At 40.7% G+C, this 25,918-nt stretch carries 27 protein-coding genes; 21 read left to right on the top strand and 6 right to left on the bottom strand.

What is annotated here, in order from left to right; translation table 11 throughout:
- The first annotated feature begins 12 nt into the window (after positions 1-12).
- The 5 genes from GOM47_RS05755 to sdbB all read left to right on the top strand — a co-directional run bounded on the left by GOM47_RS05755 (position 13) and on the right by sdbB (position 4,104).
- Positions 13-564, top strand: a complete 552-nt coding sequence (locus GOM47_RS05755; RefSeq protein WP_235080141.1) for a GNAT family N-acetyltransferase — start codon at positions 13-15, stop codon at positions 562-564.
- Positions 557-1,834 carry a CBS-HotDog domain-containing transcription factor SpxR gene (spxR, locus tag GOM47_RS05750; protein WP_235080140.1) on the top strand — a complete coding sequence of 426 codons (1,278 nt, stop codon included), beginning with the start codon at positions 557-559 and terminating at the stop codon, positions 1,832-1,834. Before GOM47_RS05755 ends, spxR begins: the two co-directional genes overlap by 8 nt.
- 15 nt (positions 1,835-1,849) lie before the next feature.
- Complete coding sequence (locus GOM47_RS05745; protein ID WP_235080139.1) at positions 1,850-2,710, top strand: methionyl aminopeptidase; 861 nt, start codon at positions 1,850-1,852, stop codon at positions 2,708-2,710.
- 128 nt (positions 2,711-2,838) lie between these two features.
- The gene (gene ccdA2, locus GOM47_RS05740) at positions 2,839-3,546 is read left to right on the top strand and encodes a thiol-disulfide oxidoreductase-associated membrane protein CcdA2 (protein ID WP_235080138.1); all 708 of its coding nucleotides are present in this window, start codon (positions 2,839-2,841) and stop codon (positions 3,544-3,546) included.
- Positions 3,547-3,558: 12 nt separating this feature from the next.
- The gene (gene sdbB / locus GOM47_RS05735; protein WP_235080137.1) at positions 3,559-4,104 is read left to right on the top strand and encodes a thiol-disulfide oxidoreductase-associated lipoprotein SdbB; all 546 of its coding nucleotides are present in this window, start codon (positions 3,559-3,561) and stop codon (positions 4,102-4,104) included.
- Positions 4,105-4,129: 25 nt separating this feature from the next.
- Here the strand turns inward: sdbB and pbp3 are convergent, their stop codons facing one another.
- Positions 4,130-5,374 carry a D-alanyl-D-alanine carboxypeptidase PBP3 gene (pbp3, locus tag GOM47_RS05730; RefSeq protein WP_235080136.1) on the bottom strand — a complete coding sequence of 415 codons (1,245 nt, stop codon included), beginning with the start codon at positions 5,372-5,374 and terminating at the stop codon, positions 4,130-4,132.
- Between the two features lie 104 nt (positions 5,375-5,478).
- Between pbp3 and GOM47_RS05725 the strand changes: the two genes are divergently transcribed.
- From GOM47_RS05725 to ffh, 5 genes are all read left to right on the top strand, one after another.
- A complete protein-coding gene (locus GOM47_RS05725) occupies positions 5,479-6,594 on the top strand; it encodes an AI-2E family transporter (protein WP_235080135.1) in 1,116 nt (371 codons plus the stop codon).
- Positions 6,595-6,834: 240 nt separating this feature from the next.
- Positions 6,835-8,031, top strand: a complete 1,197-nt coding sequence (gene tuf / locus GOM47_RS05720; RefSeq protein WP_001040719.1) for an elongation factor Tu — start codon at positions 6,835-6,837, stop codon at positions 8,029-8,031.
- Between the two features lie 143 nt (positions 8,032-8,174).
- Positions 8,175-8,507 (top strand): putative DNA-binding protein, encoded by a 333-nt coding sequence (locus tag GOM47_RS05715; RefSeq protein ID WP_218757937.1) that lies wholly within the window; start codon positions 8,175-8,177, stop codon positions 8,505-8,507.
- A 2-nt stretch (positions 8,508-8,509) separates the two neighbouring features.
- On the top strand, positions 8,510-8,725 hold the full coding sequence (locus tag GOM47_RS05710; RefSeq protein WP_235080134.1) for a 2-oxoglutarate:acceptor oxidoreductase: 216 nt from the start codon (positions 8,510-8,512) through the stop codon (positions 8,723-8,725).
- Positions 8,726-8,744: 19 nt separating this feature from the next.
- Positions 8,745-10,316: a signal recognition particle protein gene (gene ffh / locus GOM47_RS05705; protein WP_235080133.1), complete on the top strand. Its 1,572-nt coding sequence runs from the start codon at positions 8,745-8,747 to the stop codon at positions 10,314-10,316.
- Positions 10,317-10,397: 81 nt separating this feature from the next.
- Here ffh and GOM47_RS05700 read toward each other — a convergent pair whose 3' ends face one another.
- The 5 genes from GOM47_RS05700 to guaA all read right to left on the bottom strand — a co-directional run bounded on the left by GOM47_RS05700 (position 10,398) and on the right by guaA (position 16,745).
- On the bottom strand, positions 10,398-11,396 hold the full coding sequence (locus tag GOM47_RS05700) for a sensor histidine kinase (RefSeq protein WP_235080132.1): 999 nt from the start codon (positions 11,394-11,396) through the stop codon (positions 10,398-10,400).
- Complete coding sequence (locus tag GOM47_RS05695; protein ID WP_235080131.1) at positions 11,386-12,069, bottom strand: response regulator transcription factor; 684 nt, start codon at positions 12,067-12,069, stop codon at positions 11,386-11,388. The genes GOM47_RS05700 and GOM47_RS05695 overlap by 11 nt, the downstream gene beginning before the upstream one ends.
- 42 nt (positions 12,070-12,111) lie before the next feature.
- A complete protein-coding gene (locus tag GOM47_RS05690) occupies positions 12,112-14,166 on the bottom strand; it encodes an FtsX-like permease family protein (RefSeq protein WP_235080130.1) in 2,055 nt (684 codons plus the stop codon).
- The gene (locus GOM47_RS05685) at positions 14,156-14,929 is read right to left on the bottom strand and encodes an ABC transporter ATP-binding protein (protein WP_235080129.1); all 774 of its coding nucleotides are present in this window, start codon (positions 14,927-14,929) and stop codon (positions 14,156-14,158) included. Before GOM47_RS05685 ends, GOM47_RS05690 begins: the two co-directional genes overlap by 11 nt.
- Before the next feature lie 253 nt (positions 14,930-15,182).
- Entirely contained in the window at positions 15,183-16,745 is a 1,563-nt protein-coding gene (gene guaA / locus GOM47_RS05680; protein ID WP_235080128.1) for a glutamine-hydrolyzing GMP synthase, read from the bottom strand.
- Positions 16,746-16,885: 140 nt separating this feature from the next.
- Between guaA and GOM47_RS05675 the strand changes: the two genes are divergently transcribed.
- From GOM47_RS05675 to GOM47_RS05625, 11 genes are all read left to right on the top strand, one after another.
- Positions 16,886-17,584, top strand: coding sequence for a GntR family transcriptional regulator (locus GOM47_RS05675; protein ID WP_235080127.1), 699 nt, complete (start codon positions 16,886-16,888; stop codon positions 17,582-17,584).
- A 137-nt stretch (positions 17,585-17,721) separates the two neighbouring features.
- The gene (locus GOM47_RS05670) at positions 17,722-19,008 is read left to right on the top strand and encodes a peptidase U32 family protein (RefSeq protein ID WP_235080126.1); all 1,287 of its coding nucleotides are present in this window, start codon (positions 17,722-17,724) and stop codon (positions 19,006-19,008) included.
- A 14-nt stretch (positions 19,009-19,022) separates the two neighbouring features.
- Positions 19,023-19,334, top strand: a complete 312-nt coding sequence (locus tag GOM47_RS05665; RefSeq protein ID WP_235080125.1) for a CHY zinc finger protein — start codon at positions 19,023-19,025, stop codon at positions 19,332-19,334.
- 234 nt (positions 19,335-19,568) lie between these two features.
- Positions 19,569-19,769, top strand: coding sequence for a F0F1 ATP synthase subunit C (locus tag GOM47_RS05660; protein ID WP_001054555.1), 201 nt, complete (start codon positions 19,569-19,571; stop codon positions 19,767-19,769).
- 35 nt (positions 19,770-19,804) lie between these two features.
- Positions 19,805-20,518 carry a F0F1 ATP synthase subunit A gene (gene atpB / locus GOM47_RS05655; RefSeq protein WP_000392857.1) on the top strand — a complete coding sequence of 238 codons (714 nt, stop codon included), beginning with the start codon at positions 19,805-19,807 and terminating at the stop codon, positions 20,516-20,518.
- Between the two features lie 13 nt (positions 20,519-20,531).
- Entirely contained in the window at positions 20,532-21,026 is a 495-nt protein-coding gene (atpF, locus tag GOM47_RS05650) for a F0F1 ATP synthase subunit B (protein ID WP_235080124.1), read from the top strand.
- Complete coding sequence (locus tag GOM47_RS05645; RefSeq protein ID WP_235080123.1) at positions 21,026-21,562, top strand: F0F1 ATP synthase subunit delta; 537 nt, start codon at positions 21,026-21,028, stop codon at positions 21,560-21,562. The genes atpF and GOM47_RS05645 overlap by 1 nt, the downstream gene beginning before the upstream one ends.
- A 14-nt stretch (positions 21,563-21,576) precedes the next feature.
- Positions 21,577-23,082: a F0F1 ATP synthase subunit alpha gene (gene atpA, locus GOM47_RS05640; protein ID WP_235080122.1), complete on the top strand. Its 1,506-nt coding sequence runs from the start codon at positions 21,577-21,579 to the stop codon at positions 23,080-23,082.
- A 15-nt stretch (positions 23,083-23,097) separates the two neighbouring features.
- Entirely contained in the window at positions 23,098-23,976 is an 879-nt protein-coding gene (locus GOM47_RS05635; protein WP_000301235.1) for a F0F1 ATP synthase subunit gamma, read from the top strand.
- Positions 23,977-24,062: 86 nt separating this feature from the next.
- Positions 24,063-25,469, top strand: a complete 1,407-nt coding sequence (gene atpD, locus GOM47_RS05630) for a F0F1 ATP synthase subunit beta (RefSeq protein WP_235080120.1) — start codon at positions 24,063-24,065, stop codon at positions 25,467-25,469.
- A 10-nt stretch (positions 25,470-25,479) separates the two neighbouring features.
- The gene (locus GOM47_RS05625) at positions 25,480-25,899 is read left to right on the top strand and encodes a F0F1 ATP synthase subunit epsilon (protein WP_000068036.1); all 420 of its coding nucleotides are present in this window, start codon (positions 25,480-25,482) and stop codon (positions 25,897-25,899) included.
- Positions 25,900-25,918: the final 19 nt, after the last annotated feature.

The raw sequence follows: 25,918 nt of genomic DNA, 5'->3' as shown, positions 1-25,918 counted from the left end.
GTTGAGGTGATTATGAATATTTGGACCAAATTAGCAATGTTTTCTTTTTTTGAAACGGAGCGCTTGTATTTGCGTCCTTTCTTTTTTAGTGACAGTCAAGCGTTTTTCGAGATTGCTTCAAACCCTGAGAATTTGCAGTTTATTTTTCCCAGTCAAGCAAGTTTGGAAGAAAGTCAGTATGCACTTGCTAACTATTTTATGAAGGCTCCTCTAGGTGTCTGGGCAATTTGTCTCCAAGGAAATCAGGAAATGATTGGCTCTATTAAATTTGAAAAAATCGATGAAATCAAAAAAGAAGCAGAAATTGGTTACTTCTTAAAAAAGGATTCTTGGTCTCAAGGCTTTATGACAGAAGTAGTTACCAAACTTTGTCAACTTTCATTTGAAGAATTTGGTTTAAAACGATTATCCATCATCACTCATCTGGAGAATCAAGCTAGTCAGAAAGTTGCCTTAAAATCGGGATTTAGTCTCTTCCGACAGTTTAAGGGGAGTGATCGCTATACACGAAAAATGAGAGACTACCTTGAATTTCGATACGTTAAAGGAGAATTCAGTGAGTAAACACCAAGAAATCTTAAGTTATCTGGAAGAGCTACCAATAGGAAAACGTGTCAGTGTTCGTAGCATTTCCAATCACCTAGGTGTTAGTGACGGGACGGCTTATCGTGCCATTAAAGAAGCTGAAAACCGAGGAATTGTAGAAACTCGACCTCGTAGTGGAACCATTCGTGTCAAATCTCAGAAAGTGGCGATTGAAAAACTGACCTATGCAGAGATTGCAGAAGTAACCTCATCTGAAGTTTTGGCTGGTCAAGAAGGTTTGGATAGGGAATTCAGCAAATTTTCAATCGGAGCTATGACCGAGCAGAATATCTTGTCCTATCTAAATGATGGTGGTTTGTTAATCGTCGGAGACCGTACTCGTATTCAGCTTTTGGCGCTGGAAAATGAAAATGCAGTTCTGGTGACGGGTGGTTTTCATGTGCACGAGGATGTACTGGAACTTGCTAATCAGAAAGGAATCCCTGTTTTACGAAGCAAGCATGATACCTTTACAGTTGCGACCATGATCAATAGAGCTTTGTCAAATGTGCAGATTAAGACAGACATTTTAACAGTTGAAAAAATCTATCGTCCTAGCCATGAGTATGGCTTTTTGAGAGAAACGGACACAGTGAAAGACTATTTGGACTTGGTACGTAAGAACAGAAGTAGTCGTTTCCCAGTCATTAACCAACATCAAGTGGTTGTTGGGGTTGTTACCATGCGAGATGCGGGGGATAAATCACCCAGCACAACGATTGACAAGGTGATGACGCGAAGTATCTTCGTAACAGGTTTAGCAACGAATATAGCTAACGTCAGTCAACGGATGATAGCAGAAGACTTTGAGATGGTCCCAGTCGTGAGAAGCAATCAAACTTTGCTCGGGGTGATTACAAGACGAGATGTCATGGATAAGATGAGTCGTTCTCAGGTTTCAGCCTTGCCGACTTTTTCAGAGCAAATTGGGCAGAAACTCTCTTATCATCACGACGAAGTTGTGATTACAGTTGAGCCCTTTATGCTTGAGAAGAACGGAGTTTTGGCAAATGGTGTTCTTGCTGAAATTTTAACTCATATGACACAGGATTTGGTGGCAAATAGCAGACGCAATCTCATCATTGAGCAGATGCTAATTTACTTCTTGCAGGCTGTGCAGATAGATGATACTCTGAGAATTCAGGCTCGTATTATACATCACACAAGACGCTCAGCTATTATTGATTACGATATTTATCATGGTCATCAGATTGTTTCAAAAGCAAATGTTACAGTTAAAATCAATTAGAATCTAGGAGAAAAAATGATAACTTTAAAATCAGCACGTGAAATCGAAGCCATGGATAAGGCTGGTGATTTCCTAGCAAGTATCCATATCGGCTTACGTGATTTGATTAAGCCAGGCGTGGATATGTGGGAAGTCGAAGAGTACGTTCGTCGACGTTGTAAAGAGGAAAATTTCCTTCCTCTACAGATTGGCGTGGATGGCGCAGTCATGGATTACCCATACGCTACCTGTTGCTCTCTCAACGACGAAGTTGCTCATGCTTTTCCACGTCATTACATTTTGAAAGATGGAGACTTGCTCAAGGTTGATATGGTACTGGGTGGTCCGATTGCCAAATCCGACCTCAATGTATCTAAACTCAACTTTAATAATGTTGAGCAAATGAAAAAATACACCCAAAGCTATACTGGTGGTTTAGCAGACTCATGTTGGGCTTATGCGGTTGGTACACCGTCTGAAGAAGTGAAAAACTTGATGGACGTGACCAAGGAAGCTATGTATATAGGGATTGAGCAAGCAGTTGCTGGCAATCGTATCGGTGATATCGGTGCAGCAATTCAGGAATATGCTGAAAGTCGCGGTTACGGTGTCGTACGTGATTTGGTTGGTCATGGTGTTGGACCAACTATGCACGAAGAGCCAATGGTTCCTAACTACGGTATAGCAGGTCGTGGACTCCGTCTCCGTGAAGGAATGGTGCTGACCATTGAACCCATGATCAATACTGGTGACTGGGAAATCGATACAGATATGAAGACTGGTTGGGCTCATAAAACCATCGATGGGGGCCTATCTTGTCAATATGAACACCAGTTTGTGATTACAAAAGACGGTCCTGTTATCTTGACAAGTCAAGGTGAAGAAGGAACGTATTAAAACGAAAGGAGTTTAGCTCCTTTTTTTTGTTTCAAGTTTAGATAAAATAGACAAGCGTAGCAAAGTTGTCACAATTTTTATCTTTTGTAGTAAAATAAGATTAGAATTTTGTGAAAGTAGGTAATTTGTTGGAGTCGATTATATTTCTAGTATCCGTTTTTTTAGCTGGCATACTGTCTTTCTTTTCACCTTGCATCTTCCCTTTGCTACCTGTCTATGCTGGTATTTTACTGGATGATCAGGGAAATTCAAAAAGTTTTCGCTTTTTTGGAAGAGACGTTGCATGGTCAGGCTTAATTCGGACCTTGTGCTTTATTGCTGGAATCTCCCTTATTTTCTTTATTTTGGGATTTGGAGCTGGATTCCTAGGGCACATGCTCTATGCTGACTGGTTTCGTTATGCTATGGGGACGGTCATTATCCTCTTGGGCCTTCACCAGATGGAAATCTTGCATTTCAATAAACTGGAAGTTCAAAAAACAGTCACCTTCAAACAATCAAAGTCAAATCACTATCTGTCAGCCTTTTTACTTGGGATAACCTTTAGTTTTGGTTGGACTCCTTGTATCGGACCGGTTTTAAGTTCGGTCTTGGCTCTTGCAGCTTCAGGAGGGAATGGTGCTTGGCAAGGAGCTATACTAACCTTAGTGTACACATTAGGGATGGCACTTCCTTTCCTTGTTCTGGCCTTGGCTTCGGGATGGATCATGCCCTATTTTAGCAAATTAAAACCCCATATGATCCTACTAAAGAAAATCGGGGGAGTCTTGATTATTTTGATGGGATTATTATTAATGCTAGGGCAGTTAAATGCCTTGTCAGGAATTCTTGGATAAAAGGAGAAAAAGATGAAAAAAGTTATTTTTATGGGATTGAGCCTCATGTCTCTATTTCTGTTGATTGCCTGTGGTGAAAAAGAAACCAAACAGACAAGCAGTCCAAAACAACCTGCTGTACAACAAATCGCAGTGGGTAAAGATGCACCAGACTTCACCTTACAGTCCATGGATGGCAAAGAAGTGAAACTATCGGACTACAAAGGGAAAAAAGTCTATTTGAAATTCTGGGCTTCTTGGTGTGGACCATGTAAAAAAAGCATGCCTGAGCTGATGGAACTAGCTGCCAAACAAGATCGAGACTTTGAAATTTTGAGTGTCATTGCACCAGGACTACAAGGTGAAAAAACAGTTGAAGAGTTTCCAAAATGGTACCAAGAACAAGGCTACAAGGATATACCAGTTCTATATGATACCCAAGCAACTACTTTTCAAGCCTACCAAATTCGTAGTATTCCGACAGAATACTTGATTGATAGTCAAGGAAAAATCGGAAAAATCCAATTTGGAGCTATTAGCAATGCAGATGCGGAAGCAGCATTTAAAGAAATGAAATAAAAAAATCGCGAAGAATCGCGATTTTTTATAGTTTTTCATTGATAAAGCGGATGAATTGATTCCACCAAACTTTTAAAAAGAAGGCTTTTTCTACTTTCTTTTCAGCGACCATTTCAAAAGAAGGTTTTTCAGAAGTGAGATAACCTTGACCAACCAAATCTTGGTCATCATAGGTTAGATGACCAACAACAGTTTCAGCTTCTAGTGGCGCTGTCTCGGCCTTGGTTTTTGGAGTGAACTGCAGGCTTGATGATGCTCGACTTCCCAATCGTTGTATGACAGTGATATCAGATTTAGCAACAGCAGTTACGGTATCTTCCTTCCCATCAAGTACAGAAACTTTGCTATCTTTGTAGGCTTCTCCCTTCTGGACAATTGTTTTGAGAGCATAATTAGATGTTATATAGTCCAAAAGAGAAGAAGTAGCAGTAAAGCGAGCGTAAGGATTACTGTTTTGCTGGTCAGCGTTTAAGACAACTGTGATGATTCGCATACCTTTTTCGGTAGTTGTTCCAACGAAAGAAGCACCTGCCTTGTCTGTTGTACCAGTTTTGAGCCCATCAACTCCACCTCGATATGCTGGCATCCCTTCCAACATATAGTTAGTAGAGTGAATTTCCATACCAGCAAATGTTGATGAAGATTTCTTGGTGATTTCTAAAACTTGAGGGTAATCTCTGATGAGGTTTCGAGCGATGATGGCCACATCGTAAGCGCTTAGCTTGTTTTCCTCATCCTTTTTAGAACCAGGATAGATATTATTTCCAAGTGTTTCGTTATTAAGTCCAGTAGTATTGACAATAGTAGCATCTTTGATGCCCCATTCAAGAAGTTTCGCCCTCATCTTGTCAACGAAGTCTTTCTCTGAACCAGCAATTTTTTCAGCAAGAGCAATTGCTGCACTATTGGCACTTGATACTAGAGTTGCTTCCAATAATTGTTCCACTGTATACTTGCGTGCTTCCATAGGAACATTGCTAGCCTCAGAATTGGTTGTGAGTTGGTATGGATAGTCGGAGATATCAACTGGGGTAGATAGGCTAATGGTCCCTTGCTCCAAGGCTTCATAGACTAGGTAGACCGTGAGAATCTTGGTGATAGAGGCAATTTCAACAGCTTGAGTAGCATCTTTTTCGTAGAGAATTTTCCCAGTGTTTGCTTCAACAGCAATGGCATGTTTAGCAGCAACATCAAAATCTTGTGCGGATACAGTAGGAGTGGCTGTACCAAAAATGATAAGAGTTAGTAAGGATAAAATTATTTTCTTCATAGTAGTTTTATTCTATCACAAAGCGAAAAAATATTCTCGTTTTTATAGTAAAGCCATCTTATCTTTTTGAAGAATTATGGTAAAATAGAAAGAAGGAGGCGCCTATGTTCCGTAGAAACAAGTTATTTTTTTGGACAGCTGAAATTTTACTATTAACTCTTATTTTCTACCTTTGGAGGGAGATGGGAGCGATTGTCACACCTTTTGTGATGGTAGCTAATACCATTATGATTCCATTTTTGCTCGGAGGATTTTTCTATTACCTGACAAATCCCATCGTAACATTTCTAGAAAAGAAATGTAAAGTCAATCGTTTGATAGGTGTGCTCATCACTCTTTGTGCCTTGATTGGTACAATAGTAGTAGGGGTAGTCTACTTGCTACCGATTTTGATTAATCAGTTGACAAGTTTGATTATTTCTAGTCAGAATATCTATAGCCGCTTGCAAGATTTGATATATGATTTATCAATGAATCCAATCTTTCAAAATATTGATATTCAAAAAACCATTCAACAGTTGAATTTATCTTACGTTGATATTTTACAAAATATTCTCAACAGTGTGAGCAATAGTTTAGGCAGCGTTCTTTCAGCCTTGTTTAGTACTGTTTTGATTCTCATTATGACACCAGTCTTTTTGATTTATTTCTTGCTTGATGGTCATAAATTCCTGCCGATGTTGGAACGAACAGTCCTAAAACATGATAAATTAAACTTCTCCAGTCTCTTGAAGAATTTGAACGCCACTATCGCACGTTATATCAGTGGGATTGCGATTGATGCTGTTATTATCGGATGTTTGGCCTATGTTGGTTACAGTACGATAGGGTTGAAATATGCTCTAGTCTTTGCTATTTTTTCTGGTTTGGCAAATCTGATTCCTTATGTTGGACCAAGTATCGGTCTGATTCCCATGATTATTGCCAATGTCTTTACTGATCCGCACAGAGTTCTCATTGCAGTAATTTATATGCTGATTATCCAACAGGTGGATGGGAATATCCTCTACCCTCGTATCGTTGGAGGTGTTATGAAGGTTCATCCAATCACCATTCTGGTCCTTCTCTTACTTTCTAGCAATATTTATGGTGTTATAGGAATGATTGTAGCAGTGCCAACATATTCTATCCTAAAAGAAATTACTAAGTTCTTGGCGAAATTATATGAAAATCATAAAGAAGCCAAAGAAAAAAAACTGGAAAAATCAGAATCAATCTAAAAATCAGGGAGACCTGATTTTTTTTTGATAAAAAGACTTGAGGTTAGACTGGTCAAAAGTGTTTAAAATGATTCCGTTGGAGAAGGAAAAGAATGGGAAATTATGAGATTTAGAATAATTCACGAAATGTGTGTAAAACACTTGCAATTTAGCTGAAATTTGATAAAATAGTAAGGAAAGTTAGACTGTATTGCCTACTGTCTATCTATAAAATATATTTTATTGGAGGCTTTTACTCAAATGGCAAAAGAAAAATACGATCGTAGTAAACCACACGTTAACATTGGTACTATCGGACACGTTGACCACGGTAAAACTACCCTAACTGCAGCTATCACAACTGTTTTGGCACGTCGCTTGCCTTCAGCAGTTAACCAACCTAAAGACTATGCGTCTATTGATGCTGCCCCAGAAGAACGCGAACGCGGTATCACTATCAACACTGCGCACGTTGAGTACGAAACTGAAAAACGTCACTATGCCCACATCGACGCTCCAGGACACGCGGACTATGTTAAAAACATGATCACTGGTGCCGCTCAAATGGACGGAGCTATCCTTGTAGTAGCTTCAACTGACGGACCAATGCCACAAACTCGTGAGCACATCCTTCTTTCACGTCAGGTTGGTGTTAAACATCTTATCGTCTTCATGAACAAAATTGACTTGGTAGACGACGAAGAGTTGCTTGAATTGGTTGAAATGGAAATCCGTGACCTCTTGTCAGAATACGACTTCCCAGGTGACGATCTTCCAGTTATCCAAGGTTCAGCTCTTAAAGCTCTTGAAGGTGACTCTAAGTACGAAGACATCATCATGGAATTGATGAACACTGTTGATGAGTACATCCCAGAACCAGAACGTGACACAGACAAACCATTGCTTCTTCCAGTCGAAGACGTATTCTCAATCACTGGACGTGGTACAGTTGCTTCAGGACGTATCGACCGTGGTACTGTTCGTGTTAACGACGAAATCGAAATCGTTGGTATCAAAGAAGAAACTCAAAAAGCAGTTGTTACTGGTGTTGAAATGTTCCGTAAACAACTTGACGAAGGTCTTGCAGGAGATAACGTAGGTGTCCTTCTTCGTGGTGTTCAACGTGACGAAATCGAACGTGGACAAGTTATCGCTAAACCAGGTTCAATCAACCCACACACTAAATTTAAAGGTGAAGTCTACATCCTTACTAAAGAAGAAGGTGGACGTCACACTCCATTCTTCAACAACTACCGTCCACAATTCTACTTCCGTACTACTGACGTTACAGGTTCAATCGAACTTCCTGCAGGTACTGAAATGGTAATGCCTGGTGATAACGTGACTATCGACGTTGAGTTGATCCACCCAATCGCCGTAGAACAAGGTACTACATTCTCTATCCGTGAGGGTGGACGTACTGTTGGTTCAGGTATGGTTACAGAAATCGAAGCTTAATTCGATTTAGTTCCCAGAAGAACAATTATTTAAGTCAGACACTAAAAGAATCTTGCTTTGCAAGGTTCTTTTTTTGTGATGTAATTATTTTAGAAGGCTTTCTAGTATAGCGATATGATAGATTTTTTGGTATAATAAAAGTTATGGAAATTGAAAAAACCAATCGCATGAATGCGCTTTTTGAATTTTATGCTGCGCTTTTGACGGACAAGCAAATGAACTATATTGAGCTTTATTATGCAGATGACTATAGCCTTGCTGAGATTGCTGAAGAGTTCGGTGTCAGTCGTCAGGCTGTCTATGATAATATCAAGCGGACGGAAAAGATTCTAGAAGATTATGAGATGAAATTACACATGTACTCGGACTACATTGTTCGCAGTCAGATTTTTGACCAGATCTTGGAGCGCTATCCCAAGGATGACTTTCTGCAGGAGCAAGTTGAGATTTTAACGAGTATTGATAACAGGGAGTAATTATGGTAGATCTTGTCATCTATAAAGGAATACCTTGTAAATTATTAGCTGCTGAGGAGCCCTTTCCTACAAGACTACAAATCCTCTCACCTGATTCTATTCACCAGGCCCTTCAAGAAGGATTTTCTTGTTGGGGATATCCCACTGAAATAATGAAAGAAGTCACTCCAGAAGAACTTGTTTGTTTACAAGATTTTGGACGATTTCCACCGAATTGATTAAACATAGGAGAAAGAAATGGCATTTGAAAGTTTAACAGAACGTTTACAGAACGTCTTTAAAAATCTACGTAAAAAAGGAAAAATTTCTGAGGCTGATGTTCAAGAAGCAACTAAAGAGATTCGTCTGGCCTTGCTTGAAGCCGACGTTGCTTTGCCCGTTGTAAAGGACTTTATCAAGAAGGTTCGTGAACGTGCTGTCGGGCATGAGGTCATTGATACTCTTAATCCTGCCCAACAGATTATCAAAATCGTTGATGAGGAACTGACAGCCGTTTTAGGTTCTGATACGGCAGAAATTATCAAGTCCCCTAAGATTCCTACGATCATCATGATGGTTGGTTTGCAGGGGGCTGGTAAAACAACCTTTGCTGGTAAGCTGGCTAACAAACTCAAGAAAGAAGAAAACGCACGGCCTTTGATGATTGCGGCTGACATCTATCGTCCTGCTGCTATTGACCAGCTCAAAACACTCGGACAACAAATTGATGTGCCTGTTTTCGCTCTTGGTACTGATGTTCCAGCGGTTGAGATTGTTCGTCAAGGTTTGGAGCAAGCACAGGCCAATCACAACGACTATGTCTTGATTGATACCGCAGGGCGCTTGCAGATCGATGAGCTCTTGATGAATGAGCTTCGTGATGTTAAGGCCTTGGCTCAACCAAATGAAATCCTGCTCGTCATTGATGCTATGATTGGTCAAGAAGCAGCCAATGTTGCCCGTGAGTTTAATGCTCAGTTGGAAGTGACTGGGGTCATCCTTACCAAGATTGATGGAGATACTCGTGGTGGTGCGGCTCTATCTGTTCGTCACATCACTGGAAAACCAATCAAGTTCACTGGTACGGGTGAAAAGATTACAGATATTGAAACCTTCCACCCAGACCGTATGTCTAGCCGTATCCTTGGTATGGGGGATATGCTGACCTTGATTGAGAAAGCTTCTCAGGAATACGATGAGCAAAAAGCTCTTGAAATGGCTGAGAAGATGCGTGAAAACACCTTTGATTTCAATGATTTCATTGATCAATTAGATCAGGTGCAAAACATGGGGCCGATGGAAGACTTGCTCAAGATGATTCCAGGGATGGCTAATAATCCAGCTCTTCAAAATATGAAGGTGGATGAGCGCCAAATTGCGCGTAAACGTGCCATCGTATCTTCGATGACTCCTGAGGAGCGTGAAAATCCTGATTTGTTAAATCCAAGTCGTCGCCGTCGTATCGCTGCAGGTTCTGGAAATACCTTTGTCGAAGTGAATAAATTCATCAAAGACTTTAATCAGGCCAAACAGCTCATGCAAGGGGTCATGTCTGGTGATATGAACAAGATGATGAAACAAATGGGCATCAATCCAAATAACCTCCCTAAAAATATGCCAAATATGGGCGGGATGGATATGTCTGCCCTTGAAGGAATGATGGGACAAGGTGGCATGCCAGATATGTCAGCTCTTGGAGGAGCTGGAATGCCAGATATGAGCCAGATGTTTGGTGGCGGACTTAAAGGTAAAATCGGTGAATTTGCCATGAAACAGTCTATGAAACGTATGGCCAACAAGATGAAAAAAGCTAAGAAAAAACGCAAATAAAAAGGGAAGCAGAAGTGCTTTCCTTTTTTATATAAAATATGTACTTTCTATGATTAGGCAATTTTCTTAATCGAAAAATGACTAAATAGAAAGAGTGATTTCAAATCCTTGCATCCATTCGGATTTTACTGTGATTTCGATTTTTAAAGCATCTGCTAATTGTTTGACCAGATAGAGGCCCATGCCTGTTGATTTTTTCCTTGTGTCTCCTGAATCACCTGTAAATCCTTTTTCAAAAATATGGGGGAGGTCGCAAGCTTTAACTCCGCAGCCATTATCCCTAATAATCAATGCTGTGTGCTCCTTGTCTTTTGATATAGAAATACTGAGTTTGGGCTTGTCAGAGCTGTATTTAAGGGCGTTGGCGAGGATTTGGGAGAGGATAAATTCAAAACTGCGTTGATCGGTGTAGCAGGTTCCTTGTATATTTTCTAGCTGAATCGTAAAATTCTTTTCTTTGAGTAAGGGATCAAAATTTTCCAATAGATCTTGGATACATTCTTCTAGATCAAGATCTTCAAATAAAAAATCATTTTTCTCACTTTTCACCCTGTAATAGAATAGGATTTGTGATACATTTCCTTGGATTTGATTCTTCACATAGTCCAACTTAAATGCTGTATCTTCAGGTAACTGGTCACTTTGGTTGTCCAAAAGGAGGGAAAGAAGCGATAGAGGGAGTTTAATCTCATGCGCCCATTTTTCAACATAGTCCTCGTACTCGGCTAGTAATGAGTTGAGCTTTCCTATTTCAGCCTGCTTTTGATAAAGTGTATCTGCCATTTGTTCAATGCTTTCTTTCTCTGAGGCACTTGATAAATGCAATAATTCAAGCTCAGTATCCATCTTGGGATTGGCTATGAAGGCTTTATAGGCAGCGGATTTTTTTCTTTCTTTTCTTATCAGTAGGAATGATAGGATGAAAAAAAGCAGGACGGTGGCTAAAAGATAGAGCAGGATGAGAGCTTGAAACATTCTCACATCTGAAAGCCAAAGCAGGACAGCTGTAAATAGATCAAATGCTAAGAGAACAAGTAACCAAGGCAGATAAGTAGCTAGATATTTTAGATTATATTTCATCTGGACTTACCTCTTCTAGCTTGTAACCAATACCTCTGACGGACTTGACTTGAAGGGCAATGCCAGCCTGTTTCATCACCTTTTTCAGCCTTGCAATGTTTACTTGTAGTGCATTTTCATCGATGAACTCAGTTGTATTCCACAGTTTCATGCTCAATTCTTCTTTTGTGACGACAGAACCAGTTGCCACTAATAAGGTTTCTAACAATTTCCCTTGATTTTGAGGGAGTAAAATCGAATGTCCGTTGATATAAAGGGTATAGGTATTTCTATCCAGAAGGAAATTATCTTTTTCAAGCAAATTTTGTCTACCTTCATAGCGTTTCAAGATATTTTCTATACGAGCCAAGAATCTTTCTTTTTTGAAAGGTTTTGTTAAGTACTCGTCTGCCCCTAATTTTAGGGCGTAGATCTCATCTTTTAGTTGTTCACGGGAGGTGAGAACCAATATGGGCACAGAGCGTTTTGACTTGAGATTTTTACAAATTTGAAAACCTGTTTCTCTCGGCAAATTCAAATCCAGTATGATTAGATCCGTATCGTATTGTAGCACTTGCTGGCTTGTATCTTTGAAGTCAGTCAACTTATCAACTTGATAACCCGCTTTCTCTAACAAAATGACAATTTCATCTCGAATCAAGGCTTCATCTTCAATAACCAGAATATGCTTCATATCGGTTCCTCCTTTTCCTATTTTATTCTACCTTATTCTACCTTATTCATCTCTTTTGGGTTCCATTAAGGACAATAAGTACTTGTTGCTATTTTTCTTTACAATTTTTATATAGATGACTTCAAAGCCAGCTAAGAGCAGTATGATCAGCATGGCTGTGATAAATTTCTGCCCCATGTCCATTCTTACACTAGCAGGTACTATTCCTGTGAGGAGGGAGCTCACTCCGAAGCTACTACTAAGAAGTGCAAGGGCTATTGGCAGACCGAAATACCAGTTGACTTGCTTTTCTGACGATTTACAAAGAGTTTCGTAGTTGGCTCCGAGATGGATCAAGGTTTGGTATCGTCTGTAGGATTGTCTTTGTCCCATCAAAAATTGAACGCCGATGATTGTATTTGCCACAACAAGGAAGATGATAGCCAGATAGATAGTGATATAGCTGGCAGAGATAATGTAAAATAGTTGTCTTCCCATATTTTGTATATAGCTTTCATAGCCAAGAGAGGCTTGATTTAGCTTTTCATTGGTATCTGAGATAGCTCTCATCAGACCTTTTTCTTTGACTAGCTCAGGAGCCAAGATACCGCTGACATAGTTCGAGTAGTGACCGTCTGTATAGTTCATAAAGACTTCATCTGGGACTATGAGGGCAACAGAGAGGGTGATTTCACGATCCGTTACAATCGGTAAAGACTCCACCTCTCCAATCAATTTTACATCATTTTCCATGACTTTGATTTGAGGCTTCGTCTTCAGAACAGAGTTGACGAGATTCTCATCCGGGAGAAAATCTTTCCCCATATACAAGTAGGCTTCCTTGCTAGTTAATTCTAGAGGAGGGAGATTGGCAGCCTTTCTAAGTTCATTGTATTCGGAAATTGGCATGAGGTGGGAAGTAGTAGACTGTTTAAATTTACGGAGCAAAATTTCCTTGTTCTTGCTGTCTTTTTGCTTTTTCAACTCCTTGATGACCTCTTCGAAGGACACGGACTTGTGTTCTTTAGGTGTGCCTACTTTGATTTGCAGAATCTTTGAAAACTGTGATACTAGTCCGGCATCTTCAAGCTCTTTTTTAACTGCATTTACATCAAGATTTTCATCTGTTTCCTGCTTGCTATCTCTAAATGTATAATCCAATACGTGGGTTTGATTGCCTGAATTGCCACTTGCAATAGCAACACCTGCTCCAAAGAGGCACAAGGCAGAGAAGATTAAGAGGGAGCAGACAGCCAGTATAGTTGAGCGCTGGATAACTAATTCCTGAATCTGTCTAAAATTATAGGCATGAAGTTTTCGATTGTTTCCAAGTTTGACCAAAAAGTCTATAAATAAACGCATACCAAAGAAGAGTAGGATAGTTCCCAGAGTTCCTAAGAGAACGGTGATGCCCATGGTTATGACACTCTTCCAAGCTCGTCCACTCATACCCATGTAATAGGCTGTTCCTAGAAGCAAAATTCCGAGGACGGAAGCAAGAAGGTACACGCCTTTGGGGAGTAGTTTCTTCATTCCAGAGGGTAAATAGGCAAGCAGGTTTCCGATTTCCTTATTGGCTGTTTTTGCACTTAAAAGGACAAAAACAGCTAATTTTACGGCTAGGAAGCCGATGACTGTATAGAGTAGAGCTGTAGTAGATAGAGAAAATTGATGCTCAATAATCCCTAGTCCCACAATTTTAGCGGTTATTAGGCTGATCAGTTCTGAAATCAAGATAGAAATAGGAAGGCCTATTCCAAGGGCAAGGACACTGTTTCTCAAATCCTCGAGCAGAAGTAGCAAGAACAGTTTGCTTCTTCGCATTCCCAGTGTGAGATAGACACCAAATTCATGTTTTCTCCTTTCCATCTGCATACTGCTTGCGAAGTAGACTAGAAAAAAGAGAATAAAGAGCGTTGCTACGTAAAGAATAGGAATCATGCTAAAGAGTTTATTTACAGCGTCACTTTCTATTTGTTTTAGAAAGATCATCACATCTTGATGGGACAAAGAAAGGATGATGTAAAAGGAAATAATAGAAAGAACCATGGAACTGAAGTACAAGCCATTATTCTTTCGATCTCTCTTGCTATTTCTTGAGACTAATTTAGAAAACATTGCCATCACCTCCAGCTAGCGCTGCCATGACCTTTAGTATTCTGTGGTAAAAATCTTCTTGACTTTCTCTTGGATAATCGCGTCGGATTTCATGGAATAGTTTTCCGTCTTGGATGAACAAGATGCGGTTGCAAAAGCTGGCAGCGACTGAATCGTGGGTCACCATGAGAATGGTGGTTTCTTCCACTTGATTCATTTCGGATAATTTTTGCATCAAAATGGTCGCATTTTTAGAGTCCAAAGCCCCAGTGGGCTCATCTGCAAATACAATCTTAGGGTCTAAAATCAAGGCACGAGCAGCAGCTACCCTTTGCCGTTGACCACCTGATAATTGAGATGGGAACTTATCCAGAAGTTCAGAAATATCCAGATATTGGGAAAGCAATTCTAACCGAAGTTTGCTTTCGTTAGCATCGACCTTGTGCAAAGACAAGGGAAGTAAAATATTCTCTTTGGCAGTCAGATTGTCCAAAAGCTCAAAATTCTGAAAGAGGTAGCCAATTTCCTTGCCTCTATAGTCTGCTAATTGGCTACCTTTTAACTGACCTAAATCCTTTTCTTGCATTTGAATGGACCCGTCAGTTGGCTTGATGATAGTGGCGAGACAGTTAAGAAGGGTTGTTTTCCCAGATCCACTACTCCCCATAATCCCTAAGAACTCGCCTTTGACAACTTGAAAAGATATGCCGTTCAAGGCCTTAGTGATATTCGGCTCTTTTCCATAATGCTTTGTTAATGATTCTACTCGTAAAATTGTTTCCATGTGAGACACCTCCATCTTTTGTTAATTTCATTATAATATGAATCAGAGTAGAATAACACTTACGGATGATGTAAGAAATCTTTATCATTAGGTTATTGGATCTATACTTACTATATTATAGCATGGTTTTAGGGATTTAAAAAGGGAGTTGAAACTCAAGGACTCTCCATATTACAAAAATTTCTGATTTTGAAAACGTGAAAGAAAAAGCCTTAGAAATATTGATTTCTAGGACTTTTTAAAATCATTAACTCTACTCCCACTCAACTGTTGCGGGTGGTTTACTTGTAATGTCGTAGACGATACGGTTAACGTGGTCTACTTCGTTTACGATACGTACAGAGATTTTTTGAAGGACTTCCCAAGGAATCTTGGCAAAATCAGCTGTCATACCATCGATAGAAGTAATCGCACGAATGGCGATGGTGTAGTCATAAGTACGACCGTCACCCATAACACCGACTGAACGAACGCCTGTGTTGACAGTGAAGTATTGCCAGATATCACGGTCAAGACCCGCTTTAGCGATTTCTTCACGAAGGATAGCATCAGACTCACGAACAGTTTCTAGTTTTTCTTCAGTGATTTCACCCATGACACGGATAGCAAGTCCTGGTCCTGGGAATGGTTGGCGCCATACGATGTGGTCTGGCATACCAAGCTCTGTACCGAGGGCACGGACTTCGTCTTTATAAAGAGTGTTCAATGGTTCAATCAATTCAAACTGCATGTCTTCTGGAAGACCACCCACGTTGTGGTGTGATTTGATGGTTTGAGCAGTATCAGTTCCAGACTCAATCACGTCAGTGTATAGTGTTCCTTGAGCAAGGAATTTTACATCTTTTAGCTTGCTTGCTTCGTCATCGAAGACATAAACAAACTCATTACCGATGATTTTACGTTTTTGCTCAGGGTCAGAAACACCTGCAAGTTTGTCAAGGAAGCGTTTTGAAGCATCAGCTTTGACAATATTCAAACCAAACTTACCACCAAGCATATCCATAACTTGGTCAGCTTCTCCCTTACGAAGAAGACCGTGGTCTACAAAAATACAGATCAATTGATCGCCGATTGCTTTCTGGAGAAGAACGCCAACGACAGAAGAGTCAACACCACCTGATAGACCGAGAAGAACACGCTTGTCATCTACAGTTTCACGGATTTTTTTGATCTGCATATCGATGAAGTTGTCCATTGACCAGTCACCCTTAGCTTTACAGATGTTAAGGGCAAAGTTGCGAAGGATATCATTTCCGTATACAGAATGGCGCACTTCTGGGTGGAATTGGATACCATAGATGTGCTTGTCAGGGTTTTCAATAGCTGCATAAGGACAGTCAGCAGAAGTACCAGTACGAACAAAATCAGCTGGGATCTCTGTAACAGCATCGCCATGGCTCATCAACACAATCTGTTCTTCAGGAGTTCCTTCAAAGAGGGCAGAAGTGGTATGGGTAAGTGGTGATTGGCCATACTCGCGGTTACCAGCATCACCTGCAGGGACAACTTTTCCTCCAAGTTTATGAGTTAAAAGTTGCATACCATAGCAGATTCCTAAAATCGGAATGCCAAGTTCAAAAATTTCTGGGTCAATATCAAATGAACCATCTTCGTATACAGAGTTTGGTCCACCAGAGAGGATGATCCCTACAGGGTTAATCGCACGAACCTCTGCAGCTGAAATTTTATGGCTTTTTAACTCTGAAAAAACACCAATTTCACGGATACGGCGTGAAATTAGCTGGTTGTATTGGCTACCATAGTCCAGTACGATGATTTTTTCGACATCTTGCAAATCAGTTGAAATGTTGCTCATCTTTTTCCTTTCTCAAAAGAAATATCTTTTTCATTATTTTATCACAAATGAGGGTGAATTACCAACTAAACAAGGCAAAGTTTGACTTTTTCTAATTAAATACGGTACAATAGAGAAAATAAAGAAAAGAAGTGAAAAGCATGTTACCAGCCTATATGAAAATCCACGATCAGATAAAAAAAGATATCGATGAGCATCGTTGGATGATAGGAGAAAGGCTTCCAAGTGAACGGGATCTTGCAGACAAGTTTCAAGTTAGCCGGATGACCTTGCGACAAGCCATCTCTCTCTTGGTTGAGGAGGGAGTTTTGGAGCGTCGTGTAGGAAGCGGAACCTTTGTTTCTAGCACTCGAGTACAAGAAAAAATGCGGGGCACCACTAGTTTTACGGAGATTGTCAAAGCTCAAGGAAAAGTTCCTTCTAGTCAGCTGATTTCCTATAGGAGAACCATTCCCAACGAGCAGGAAGTGGAAAAGCTAGGTATTTCACCAACTGAAAATATCATCCGTATGGAACGGGTGCGTTACGCTGATCAAGTTCCTCTGGTCTATGAAGTCGCATCCATTCCTGAGAAATTCATTAAGGATTTCAAAAAAGAAGAAATCACTAGTCATTTCTTCCAAACCTTGCAGCAGCATGGCTACCGGATTGGCAAATCCCAACAGACCATTTATGCGAGGCTGGCTAAGGAAAAAATTGCTCATTACCTAGAAATCGAAAAGGGGCATGCGATTCTGGCCTTGACTCAGGTTTCCTATCTCGATGATGGGACGGCTTTTGAATATGTCAAGAGTCAATATGTTGGTGAACGTTTTGAATTTTATCTTGAAAACAACTAGTTTAGAAAGGCTAGTTTTTTGTTTTCTTAAAAGATTAGAATTGTCAAAACAATCTGTCTAGACTTGATTTTATCTATTATTTACTATAAAATGGGAAGGAAAAACGTCAAACTTTTATATTGCAAATAGGAGAAAAAATGACAAAAACATTAAAACGTCCTGAGGTTTTATCACCTGCAGGGACTTTAGAGAAGCTGAAAGTAGCTGTTCAATATGGTGCGGACGCAGTCTTCATCGGTGGACAGGCCTATGGTCTTCGTAGCCGTGCTGGAAACTTCACCTTTGAACAGATGGAAGAAGGTGTCCAGTTCGCAGCCAAGTATGGTGCCAAGGTCTATGTAGCTGCCAACATGGTTATGCACGAAGGAAATGAAGCTGGGGCTGGTGAGTGGTTCCGTAAGTTGCGTGACATCGGGATTGCAGCAATTATCGTGTCAGATCCGGCTTTGATCATGATTGCAGCAACAGAAGCACCAGGTCTTGAAATCCACCTTTCAACCCAAGCAAGTGCGACCAACTATGAAACTCTTGAGTTCTGGAAAGAACTTGGTCTAACTCGCGTGGTTTTAGCCCGTGAAGTTTCAATGGAAGAATTGGCAGAGATTCGCAAACGCACTGATGTAGAAATTGAGGCCTTTGTCCATGGAGCCATGTGTATTTCTTACTCAGGTCGCTGTACGCTCTCAAACCACATGAGTATGCGTGATGCCAACCGTGGAGGTTGTTCACAGTCTTGCCGTTGGAAATACGACCTTTACGATATGCCCTTTGGCCAAGAACGTAAGAGTCTTAAAGGTGAAATTCCAGAAGAATTTTCAATGTCAGCCGTTGATATGTCTATGATTGACCATATCCCAGATATGATTGAAAATGGTGTAGATAGTCTAAAAATTGAAGGTCGTATGAAGTCAATCCACTATGTTTCAACAGTAACCAACTGTTACAAGGCGGCTGTGGATGCTTACCTTGAAAGCCCAGAAAAATTTGAAGCTATCAAACAAGACTTGGTAGATGAGATGTGGAAGGTTGCCCAACGTGAATTGGCAACAGGATTCTACTACGGTACGCCGTCTGAGAATGAGCAGTTATTTGGTGCTCGCCGTAAAATCCCTGAATACAAGTTTGTCGCTGAAGTCGTTTCTTATGATGATGCGACCCAAACAGCAACCATCCGTCAACGGAATGTAATCAACGAAGGTGACCAAGTTGAGTTTTACGGCCCAGGTTTCCGTCATTTTGAAACCTATATCGAAGATCTTCATGATTCTAAAGGCAATAAAATAGATCGCGCTCCAAATCCAATGGAACTCTTGACCATCAAGGTTCCACAACCTGTTCAGGCAGGTGACATGGTTCGCGCTCTCAAGGAAGGTCTCATTAACCTCTATAAGGAAGACGGGACAAGTGTCACCGTTCGTGCCTAGATAAGGAAAAGTAAATGATTCAAGCGCAAGGTTTGTTAGTTGATGATGAGAGTAGGTGTGTTCACTATCATAGTGAAAAAGATATCGTTTCCCTCCAGTGCTATGAATGCAAGAAATACTATGCTTGCTATCAGTGCCATAATGCTATGGAGACGCATTTGTTTTCGCCCTATCCCTTGACGCTTTCCAAGGATCAACCAATTTTTTGTGGGGCTTGTAAGAGGACAATGACTTTTCAAGAATACCAAACACAGATAGCTTGTCCTTATTGCAGCGCTCCATTTAATCCAGGTTGTAAACAACATCATTCATTTTATTTTAAATAGACAAAAATAGATCCAAGTTTTTAAGCTTGGGTCTTTTATTTTGCTTCAGAAACCTTAGTAAAAATACGGAATTTCTTATGGAAAAAGGTTAAAAATTTCTATACAATCGTACTAAAAATAGTAAAATTAGAAATAAATTATCTGAAACGCTTTCAATGTTAGTAAAAAGTTGACAAAAACAAATTTTAGGACTAAACTAAGTAAGTAAATTTAAATAAAAAAGGAGAATTTATAATGAATTTAACATTTTTCGGTCTTTGTCTTGCCTGTATGGGTGTATCCCTTGCAGAAGGTATGTTAATGAACGGTTTGTTCAAGTCAGCAGCACGCCAACCAGACATCATTCCACAATTGCGTAGCTTGATGATCATGGGGATTGCCTTTATTGAAGGAACTTTCTTTGTAACTCTTGTCTTTTCATTTATCATCAAATAAAGAGAAGTATAAATTGGGAAAAGGGAGGATTCTAGATGGAAGAAAGTATCAATCCAACCATCAATATCGGTCCTGTTACCTTTGATTTAACCTTGACAGCCTTAACCTTGCTGTCTGTGGCAGTTATTTTTGGCTTTATCTATTGGGCGAGTCGTAGTATGACTCTGAAACCCAAAGGGAAGCAAAATGTACTTGAGTATATTCATGACTTTGTTGTTGGATTTACAGAACCCAATGTTGGTTCACGGTACATGAAAGATTACTCACTCTTTTATTTGTGCTTGTTTCTTTTTATGGTCATCGCAAACAACCTTGGTTTGATGGCAAAACTTCAAATGACGGATGGTACTAATCTTTGGACTTCGCCAACTGCAAATTTGCAATTTGACTTGGCTTTGTCTTTTGGTATTATTTTGATGACCCACATAGAAGGGATTCGTCGCCGAGGTGTTAAAAAGTATCTAAAAGCTTTTGTGACACCAGGTTTCATGACACCGATGAATCTCCTTGAAGAAGTCACGAATTTCCTATCACTTGCTTTGCGGGTGTTCGGAAATATCTTTGCCGGGGAAGTGATGACAAGCTTGCTTATCTTACTTTCTCACCAGGCCTTTTATTGGTATCCAATTGCGTTTGTTACCAACCTTGTCTGGACGGCATTTTCTGTGTTCATTTCCTGTGTTCAGGCTTATGTGTTCACAGTCTTGTCTTCTATGTATCTAGGAAATAAAATTAATGATGAAGAGTAGAAAGGAGTAACTGATGCACGTAACAGTAGGTGAATTGATTGGTAACTTTATTTTAATAGCTGGCTCTTTTATCCTTTTGATCGTCTTAGTCAGAAAATACGCATGGTCAAACTTGACAAGTATCTTCGAAGAACGGGCAGAAAAAATTGCTGCAGATATTGATGGAGCTGAACAAGCTCGTCAAAAAGCGGAGACTCTTGCTCAAAAGCGCGAAGATGAGTTGGCAGGTAGCCGTACCGAAGCTAAAACAATCATTGAGAATGCCAAGGAGACAGCAGAGAAGAGCAGAGCAGATATTCTGGCGGAAGCGAAACTAGAAGCTGGTCGCTTGAAAGAAAAAGCGAGCCAAGAAATCGCTCAAAACAAAGCTGAAGCTTTACAAAGCGTTAAGGGTGAGGTAGCAGATTTGACGATTAGTCTAGCTGGAAAAATTATCTCACAAAACCTTGACGGTCAAGCCCACAAAGAACTCATTGATCAGTACATTGATCAGCTAGGAGAAGCTTAATGGACAAAAAGACAGTAAAGGTAATTGAAAAATACAGCATGCCTTTTGTCCAATTGGTGATTGAAAAAGGAGAAGAAGACCGTATCTTTTCTGACTTAGCTCAAATCAAGCAAGTCGCTGAGGAAACAGGCTTGCCTTCTTTTTTAGCTCAAGTGGCAGTAGATGAGTCGGATAAGGAAAAAACAGTTCGTTTCTTCCAAGACTCTGTGTCACCACTAATGCAAAACTTTATTCAGGTTCTACTGTACAATCACAGAGCAAATTTATTTTATGAAGTAATTGTAGATTGTTTGAGTCGACTTGAAAAAGAAACCAATCGATTTGAAGTGACGATTGCCTCCGCTCATCCATTAACATATGATCAGAAGGCGCGGTTGCTCCCTTTGATTGAGAAAAAAATGTCTCTGAAAGTTCGGAGTATCAAAGAACAAATCGATGAAAGTCTCATTGGTGGTTTTGTCATTTTTGCCAATCACAAGACAATTGATGTGAGTATTAAACAGCAACTTCGTGTTGTTAAAGAAAATTTGAAATAGAAAGTGGTGTTCTTTTGGCAATTAACGCACAAGAAATCAGCGCTTTAATTAAGCAACAAATTGAAAATTTCAAACCCAATTTTGATGTGACTGAAACTGGTGTTGTAACCTATATCGGGGACGGAATCGCACGTGCCCACGGCCTTGAAAATGCCATGAGTGGAGAGCTCTTGATTTTTGAAAATGGCTCTTATGGTATGGCGCAAAACTTGGAGTCTACAGATGTTGGGATTATCATTTTAGGTGACTTTACGGATATCCGTGAAGGGGATACAATCCGCCGTACAGGTAAAATCATGGAAGTCCCAGTTGGTGATAATTTGATTGGACGTGTTGTGGATCCACTTGGTCGTCCAGTTGATGGTCTTGGAGAAATCCATACTGACAAGACTCGTCCAGTAGAAGCACCAGCTCCTGGTGTTATGGAGCGTAAGTCTGTATCAGAACCATTGCAAACAGGTTTGAAAGCTATTGACGCCCTTGTACCGATTGGTCGTGGTCAGCGTGAGTTGATCATCGGTGACCGTCAGACTGGGAAAACAACCATTGCGATTGATACCATCTTGAACCAAAAAGGTCAAGATATGATCTGTATCTATGTTGCAATTGGGCAAAAAGAATCAACCGTTCGTACACAAGTAGAAACACTTCGTCAGTACGGTGCCTTGGACTACACAATCGTTGTGACTGCCTCAGCATCACAGCCATCTCCATTGCTCTTCCTAGCTCCTTATGCTGGGGTTGCTATGGCTGAAGAGTTTATGTACCAAGGCAAGCATGTTTTGATCGTTTATGATGATCTTTCAAAACAAGCGGTAGCTTATCGTGAACTTTCTCTCTTGCTTCGTCGTCCTCCAGGTCGTGAAGCCTTCCCAGGGGATGTTTTCTACCTCCACAGTCGTTTGCTTGAACGCTCAGCTAAAGTTTCTGATGAGCTTGGTGGCGGATCAATCACAGCCCTACCATTTATCGAGACACAAGCAGGAGATATCTCAGCCTATATCGCAACCAACGTAATTTCAATTACAGATGGGCAAATCTTCCTTGGAGATGGTCTCTTTAATGCAGGGATTCGTCCAGCTATTGATGCGGGTTCATCTGTATCTCGTGTAGGTGGTTCCGCTCAAATCAAAGCCATGAAGAAAGTAGCTGGTACGCTTCGTATCGACCTTGCTTCATACCGTGAACTAGAGGCCTTCACTAAGTTTGGTTCTGATTTGGACGCGGCAACACAGGCTAAGTTGAATCGTGGTCGTCGTACGGTAGAAGTATTGAAACAACCAGTTCACAAACCATTGCCTGTTGAGAAACAAGTTACCATCCTGTATGCTTTGACACATGGTTTCTTGGATACAGTTCCAGTGAATGACATTGTTCGTTTTGAGGAAGAGTTCCATACTTTCTTTGATGCGCAACATCCAGAGATTTTGGAAACCATTCGTGAAACAAAAGACTTGCCAGAAGAAGCAGTCTTGGATGCTGCGATTACAGAGTTTCTCAATCAATCCAGCTTCCAATAAGAATAGAGGTGTCAGATGGCAGTATCTCTAAATGATATTAAAACAAAAATCGCCTCAACAAAAAATACTAGTCAAATCACTAATGCCATGCAAATGGTATCGGCTGCTAAGCTAGGTCGCTCTGAAGAAGCAGCTCGCAACTTCCAAGTTTATGCTCAGAAGGTTCGTAAGCTTTTGACGGATATTCTGCATGGTAACGGATCTGGTGGTTCTACCAATCCGATGCTCATTAGTCGTCCAGTTAAGAAAACAGGCTATATCGTTATCACTTCAGACCGTGGCTTGGTTGGGGGTTATAATGCTTCCATCCTTAAAGCTGTTATGGAGTTGAAAGAAGAATATCATCCAAATGGTGATGACTTTGAAGTCATCTGTATTGGTGGTATGGGGGCTGATTTCTTTAAGGCTCGTGGCATTCAACCAATCTATGAATTGCGGGGCTTGGCCGACCAACCAAGTTTTGATGAAGTTCGTAAAATTATTTCAAAAACGATTGAGATGTACCAAAATGAACTCTTTGATGAACTCTATGTCTGCTATAATCACCATGTCAACACCCTGACAAGCCAAATGCGTGTGGAACAAATGCTGCCGATTGTTGACTTAGATCCAAATGAAGCAGATGAAGAGTATAGCTTGACATTTGAGTTGGAAACAAGCCGAGAAGAAATTTTGGAACAATTGTTGCCACAGTATGCTGAAAGTATGATTTACGGGGCTATTATCGATGCCAAGACAGCTGAAAATGCCGCCGGTATGACAGCCATGCAAACGGCGACTGATAATGCCAAGAAGGTCATCAATGATTTGACAATCCAGTATAACCGTGCCAGACAGGCGGCGATTACACAAGAAATTACAGAAATCGTAGCGGGGGCTAGTGCCTTAGAATAAGGCTTTAACCTGCTCGTATAAAAATGAACTTAGGACCTAGCATTAGCTGGGAACCGACAGTATCTTATATAGAATAGGAGAAGGAGATGAGTTCAGGTAAAATTGCTCAGGTTATCGGACCCGTTGTAGACGTCTTGTTTGCAGCAGGGGAACCACTTCCTGAGATTAACAATGCACTTGTCGTCTACAAAAATGACGAAAGAAAAACAAAAATCGTCCTTGAAGTAGCCTTGGAGTTGGGTGATGGTATGGTTCGTACGATCGCCATGGAATCAACAGATGGTTTGACTCGTGGAATGGAAGTTTTGGACACAGGTCGTCCAATCTCTGTACCAGTGGGTAAAGAAACTTTGGGACGTGTCTTCAATGTTTTGGGAGATACCATTGACTTGGATGCTCCTTTCACTGAAGACGCTGAGCGTCAGCCAATTCATAAGAAAGCTCCAACTTTTGATGAATTGTCTACCTCATCTGAAATCTTGGAAACAGGGATTAAGGTTATCGACCTTCTTGCCCCTTACCTTAAAGGTGGGAAAGTTGGACTCTTTGGTGGTGCCGGAGTTGGTAAAACTGTCTTGATCCAAGAATTGATTCACAACATTGCTCAAGAACATGGTGGTATTTCAGTATTTACCGGTGTTGGAGAACGTACTCGTGAGGGGAACGACCTTTACTGGGAAATGAAAGAATCAGGTGTTATCGAGAAAACCGCCATGGTATTTGGTCAGATGAATGAGCCACCAGGAGCACGTATGCGTGTTGCTCTTACTGGTTTGACAATCGCCGAATACTTCCGTGATGTAGAAGGCCAGGACGTTCTTCTCTTTATTGACAATATCTTCCGTTTCACTCAGGCTGGTTCTGAAGTATCTGCCCTTTTGGGTCGTATGCCATCAGCCGTTGGTTACCAACCAACACTTGCTACGGAAATGGGTCAATTGCAAGAACGTATCACATCAACTAAGAAAGGTTCTGTAACCTCTATCCAGGCTATCTATGTGCCAGCGGATGACTATACTGACCCTGCGCCAGCAACAGCCTTCGCTCACTTGGATTCAACGACCAACTTGGAGCGTAAGTTGGTACAGTTGGGTATCTATCCAGCCGTTGATCCGTTGGCTTCAAGCTCTCGTGCCTTGGCACCTGAGATTGTCGGAGAAGAGCACTATGCAGTTGCTGCTGAAGTCAAACGTGTCCTTCAACGTTACCATGAATTGCAAGATATCATTGCCATCCTTGGTATGGATGAGCTTTCTGATGAAGAAAAGACCTTGGTTGCGCGTGCTCGTCGTATCCAGTTCTTCTTGTCACAAAACTTCAACGTTGCGGAGCAATTTACTGGCCAACCTGGTTCTTATGTACCAGTAGCAGAAACAGTTCGTGGTTTCAAGGAAATCCTTGATGGTAAACATGACCACTTGCCAGAAGATGCCTTCCGTGGAGTTGGTTCAATTGAAGACGTCATTGCCAAGGCAGAGAAAATGGGATTTTAAGAGGTGATCTATGGCTCAGTTAACTGTCCAGATCGTGACACCAGATGGCCTCGTCTATGATCACCATGCCAGCTTTGTATCGGTACGAACTCTGGATGGTGAGATGGGGATCTTGCCACGACATGAAAATATGATTGCGGTTTTAGCGGTTGATGAAGTAAAGGTAAAACGAATCGATGATGATACTCATGTGAACTGGATTGCAGTGAACGGAGGGATTATCGAGATTGCCAATGACATCATTACCATCGTAGCAGACTCAGCAGAACGAGCTCGTGATATCGATATCAGTCGTGCAGAACGTGCGAAACTTCGCGCTGAACGTGAAATCGAAGAAGCTCAAGACAAGCACTTAATCGACCAAGAACGACGCGCTAAGATTGCTCTTCAACGTGCCATTAACCGTATCAATGTCGGAAATAAACTATAATCAAAAAATGAACTTGAAT

The sequence above is a fragment of the Streptococcus oralis genome (assembly GCF_021497945.1).
Classification (GTDB): Bacteria; Bacillota; Bacilli; order Lactobacillales; family Streptococcaceae; genus Streptococcus; species Streptococcus oralis_BR.
This window is presented reverse-complemented; position numbering and strand designations above follow the sequence as displayed.

Excerpts from the sequence above, each read along its gene's own strand:
- GOM47_RS05755 (WP_235080141.1), top strand. The coding sequence starts at position 13 with ATGAATATTTGGACCAAATTAGCAATGTTTTCTTTTTTTGAAACGGAG.
- GOM47_RS05745 (WP_235080139.1), top strand. The coding sequence starts at position 1,850 with ATGATAACTTTAAAATCAGCACGTGAAATCGAAGCCATGGATAAGGCT.
- sdbB (WP_235080137.1), top strand. The coding sequence starts at position 3,559 with ATGAAAAAAGTTATTTTTATGGGATTGAGCCTCATGTCTCTATTTCTG.
- pbp3 (WP_235080136.1), bottom strand. The coding sequence starts at position 5,374 with ATGAAGAAAATAATTTTATCCTTACTAACTCTTATCATTTTTGGTACA.
- GOM47_RS05725 (WP_235080135.1), top strand. The coding sequence starts at position 5,479 with ATGTTCCGTAGAAACAAGTTATTTTTTTGGACAGCTGAAATTTTACTA.
- tuf (WP_001040719.1), top strand. The coding sequence starts at position 6,835 with ATGGCAAAAGAAAAATACGATCGTAGTAAACCACACGTTAACATTGGT.
- GOM47_RS05715 (WP_218757937.1), top strand. The coding sequence starts at position 8,175 with ATGGAAATTGAAAAAACCAATCGCATGAATGCGCTTTTTGAATTTTAT.
- GOM47_RS05710 (WP_235080134.1), top strand. The coding sequence starts at position 8,510 with ATGGTAGATCTTGTCATCTATAAAGGAATACCTTGTAAATTATTAGCT.
- ffh (WP_235080133.1), top strand. The coding sequence starts at position 8,745 with ATGGCATTTGAAAGTTTAACAGAACGTTTACAGAACGTCTTTAAAAAT.
- GOM47_RS05700 (WP_235080132.1), bottom strand. The coding sequence starts at position 11,396 with ATGAAATATAATCTAAAATATCTAGCTACTTATCTGCCTTGGTTACTT.
- GOM47_RS05695 (WP_235080131.1), bottom strand. The coding sequence starts at position 12,069 with ATGAAGCATATTCTGGTTATTGAAGATGAAGCCTTGATTCGAGATGAA.
- GOM47_RS05690 (WP_235080130.1), bottom strand. The coding sequence starts at position 14,166 with ATGTTTTCTAAATTAGTCTCAAGAAATAGCAAGAGAGATCGAAAGAAT.
- GOM47_RS05685 (WP_235080129.1), bottom strand. The coding sequence starts at position 14,929 with ATGGAAACAATTTTACGAGTAGAATCATTAACAAAGCATTATGGAAAA.
- guaA (WP_235080128.1), bottom strand. The coding sequence starts at position 16,745 with ATGAGCAACATTTCAACTGATTTGCAAGATGTCGAAAAAATCATCGTA.
- GOM47_RS05675 (WP_235080127.1), top strand. The coding sequence starts at position 16,886 with ATGTTACCAGCCTATATGAAAATCCACGATCAGATAAAAAAAGATATC.
- GOM47_RS05670 (WP_235080126.1), top strand. The coding sequence starts at position 17,722 with ATGACAAAAACATTAAAACGTCCTGAGGTTTTATCACCTGCAGGGACT.
- GOM47_RS05665 (WP_235080125.1), top strand. The coding sequence starts at position 19,023 with ATGATTCAAGCGCAAGGTTTGTTAGTTGATGATGAGAGTAGGTGTGTT.
- GOM47_RS05660 (WP_001054555.1), top strand. The coding sequence starts at position 19,569 with ATGAATTTAACATTTTTCGGTCTTTGTCTTGCCTGTATGGGTGTATCC.
- atpB (WP_000392857.1), top strand. The coding sequence starts at position 19,805 with ATGGAAGAAAGTATCAATCCAACCATCAATATCGGTCCTGTTACCTTT.
- atpF (WP_235080124.1), top strand. The coding sequence starts at position 20,532 with ATGCACGTAACAGTAGGTGAATTGATTGGTAACTTTATTTTAATAGCT.
- GOM47_RS05645 (WP_235080123.1), top strand. The coding sequence starts at position 21,026 with ATGGACAAAAAGACAGTAAAGGTAATTGAAAAATACAGCATGCCTTTT.
- GOM47_RS05635 (WP_000301235.1), top strand. The coding sequence starts at position 23,098 with ATGGCAGTATCTCTAAATGATATTAAAACAAAAATCGCCTCAACAAAA.
- atpD (WP_235080120.1), top strand. The coding sequence starts at position 24,063 with ATGAGTTCAGGTAAAATTGCTCAGGTTATCGGACCCGTTGTAGACGTC.
- GOM47_RS05625 (WP_000068036.1), top strand. The coding sequence starts at position 25,480 with ATGGCTCAGTTAACTGTCCAGATCGTGACACCAGATGGCCTCGTCTAT.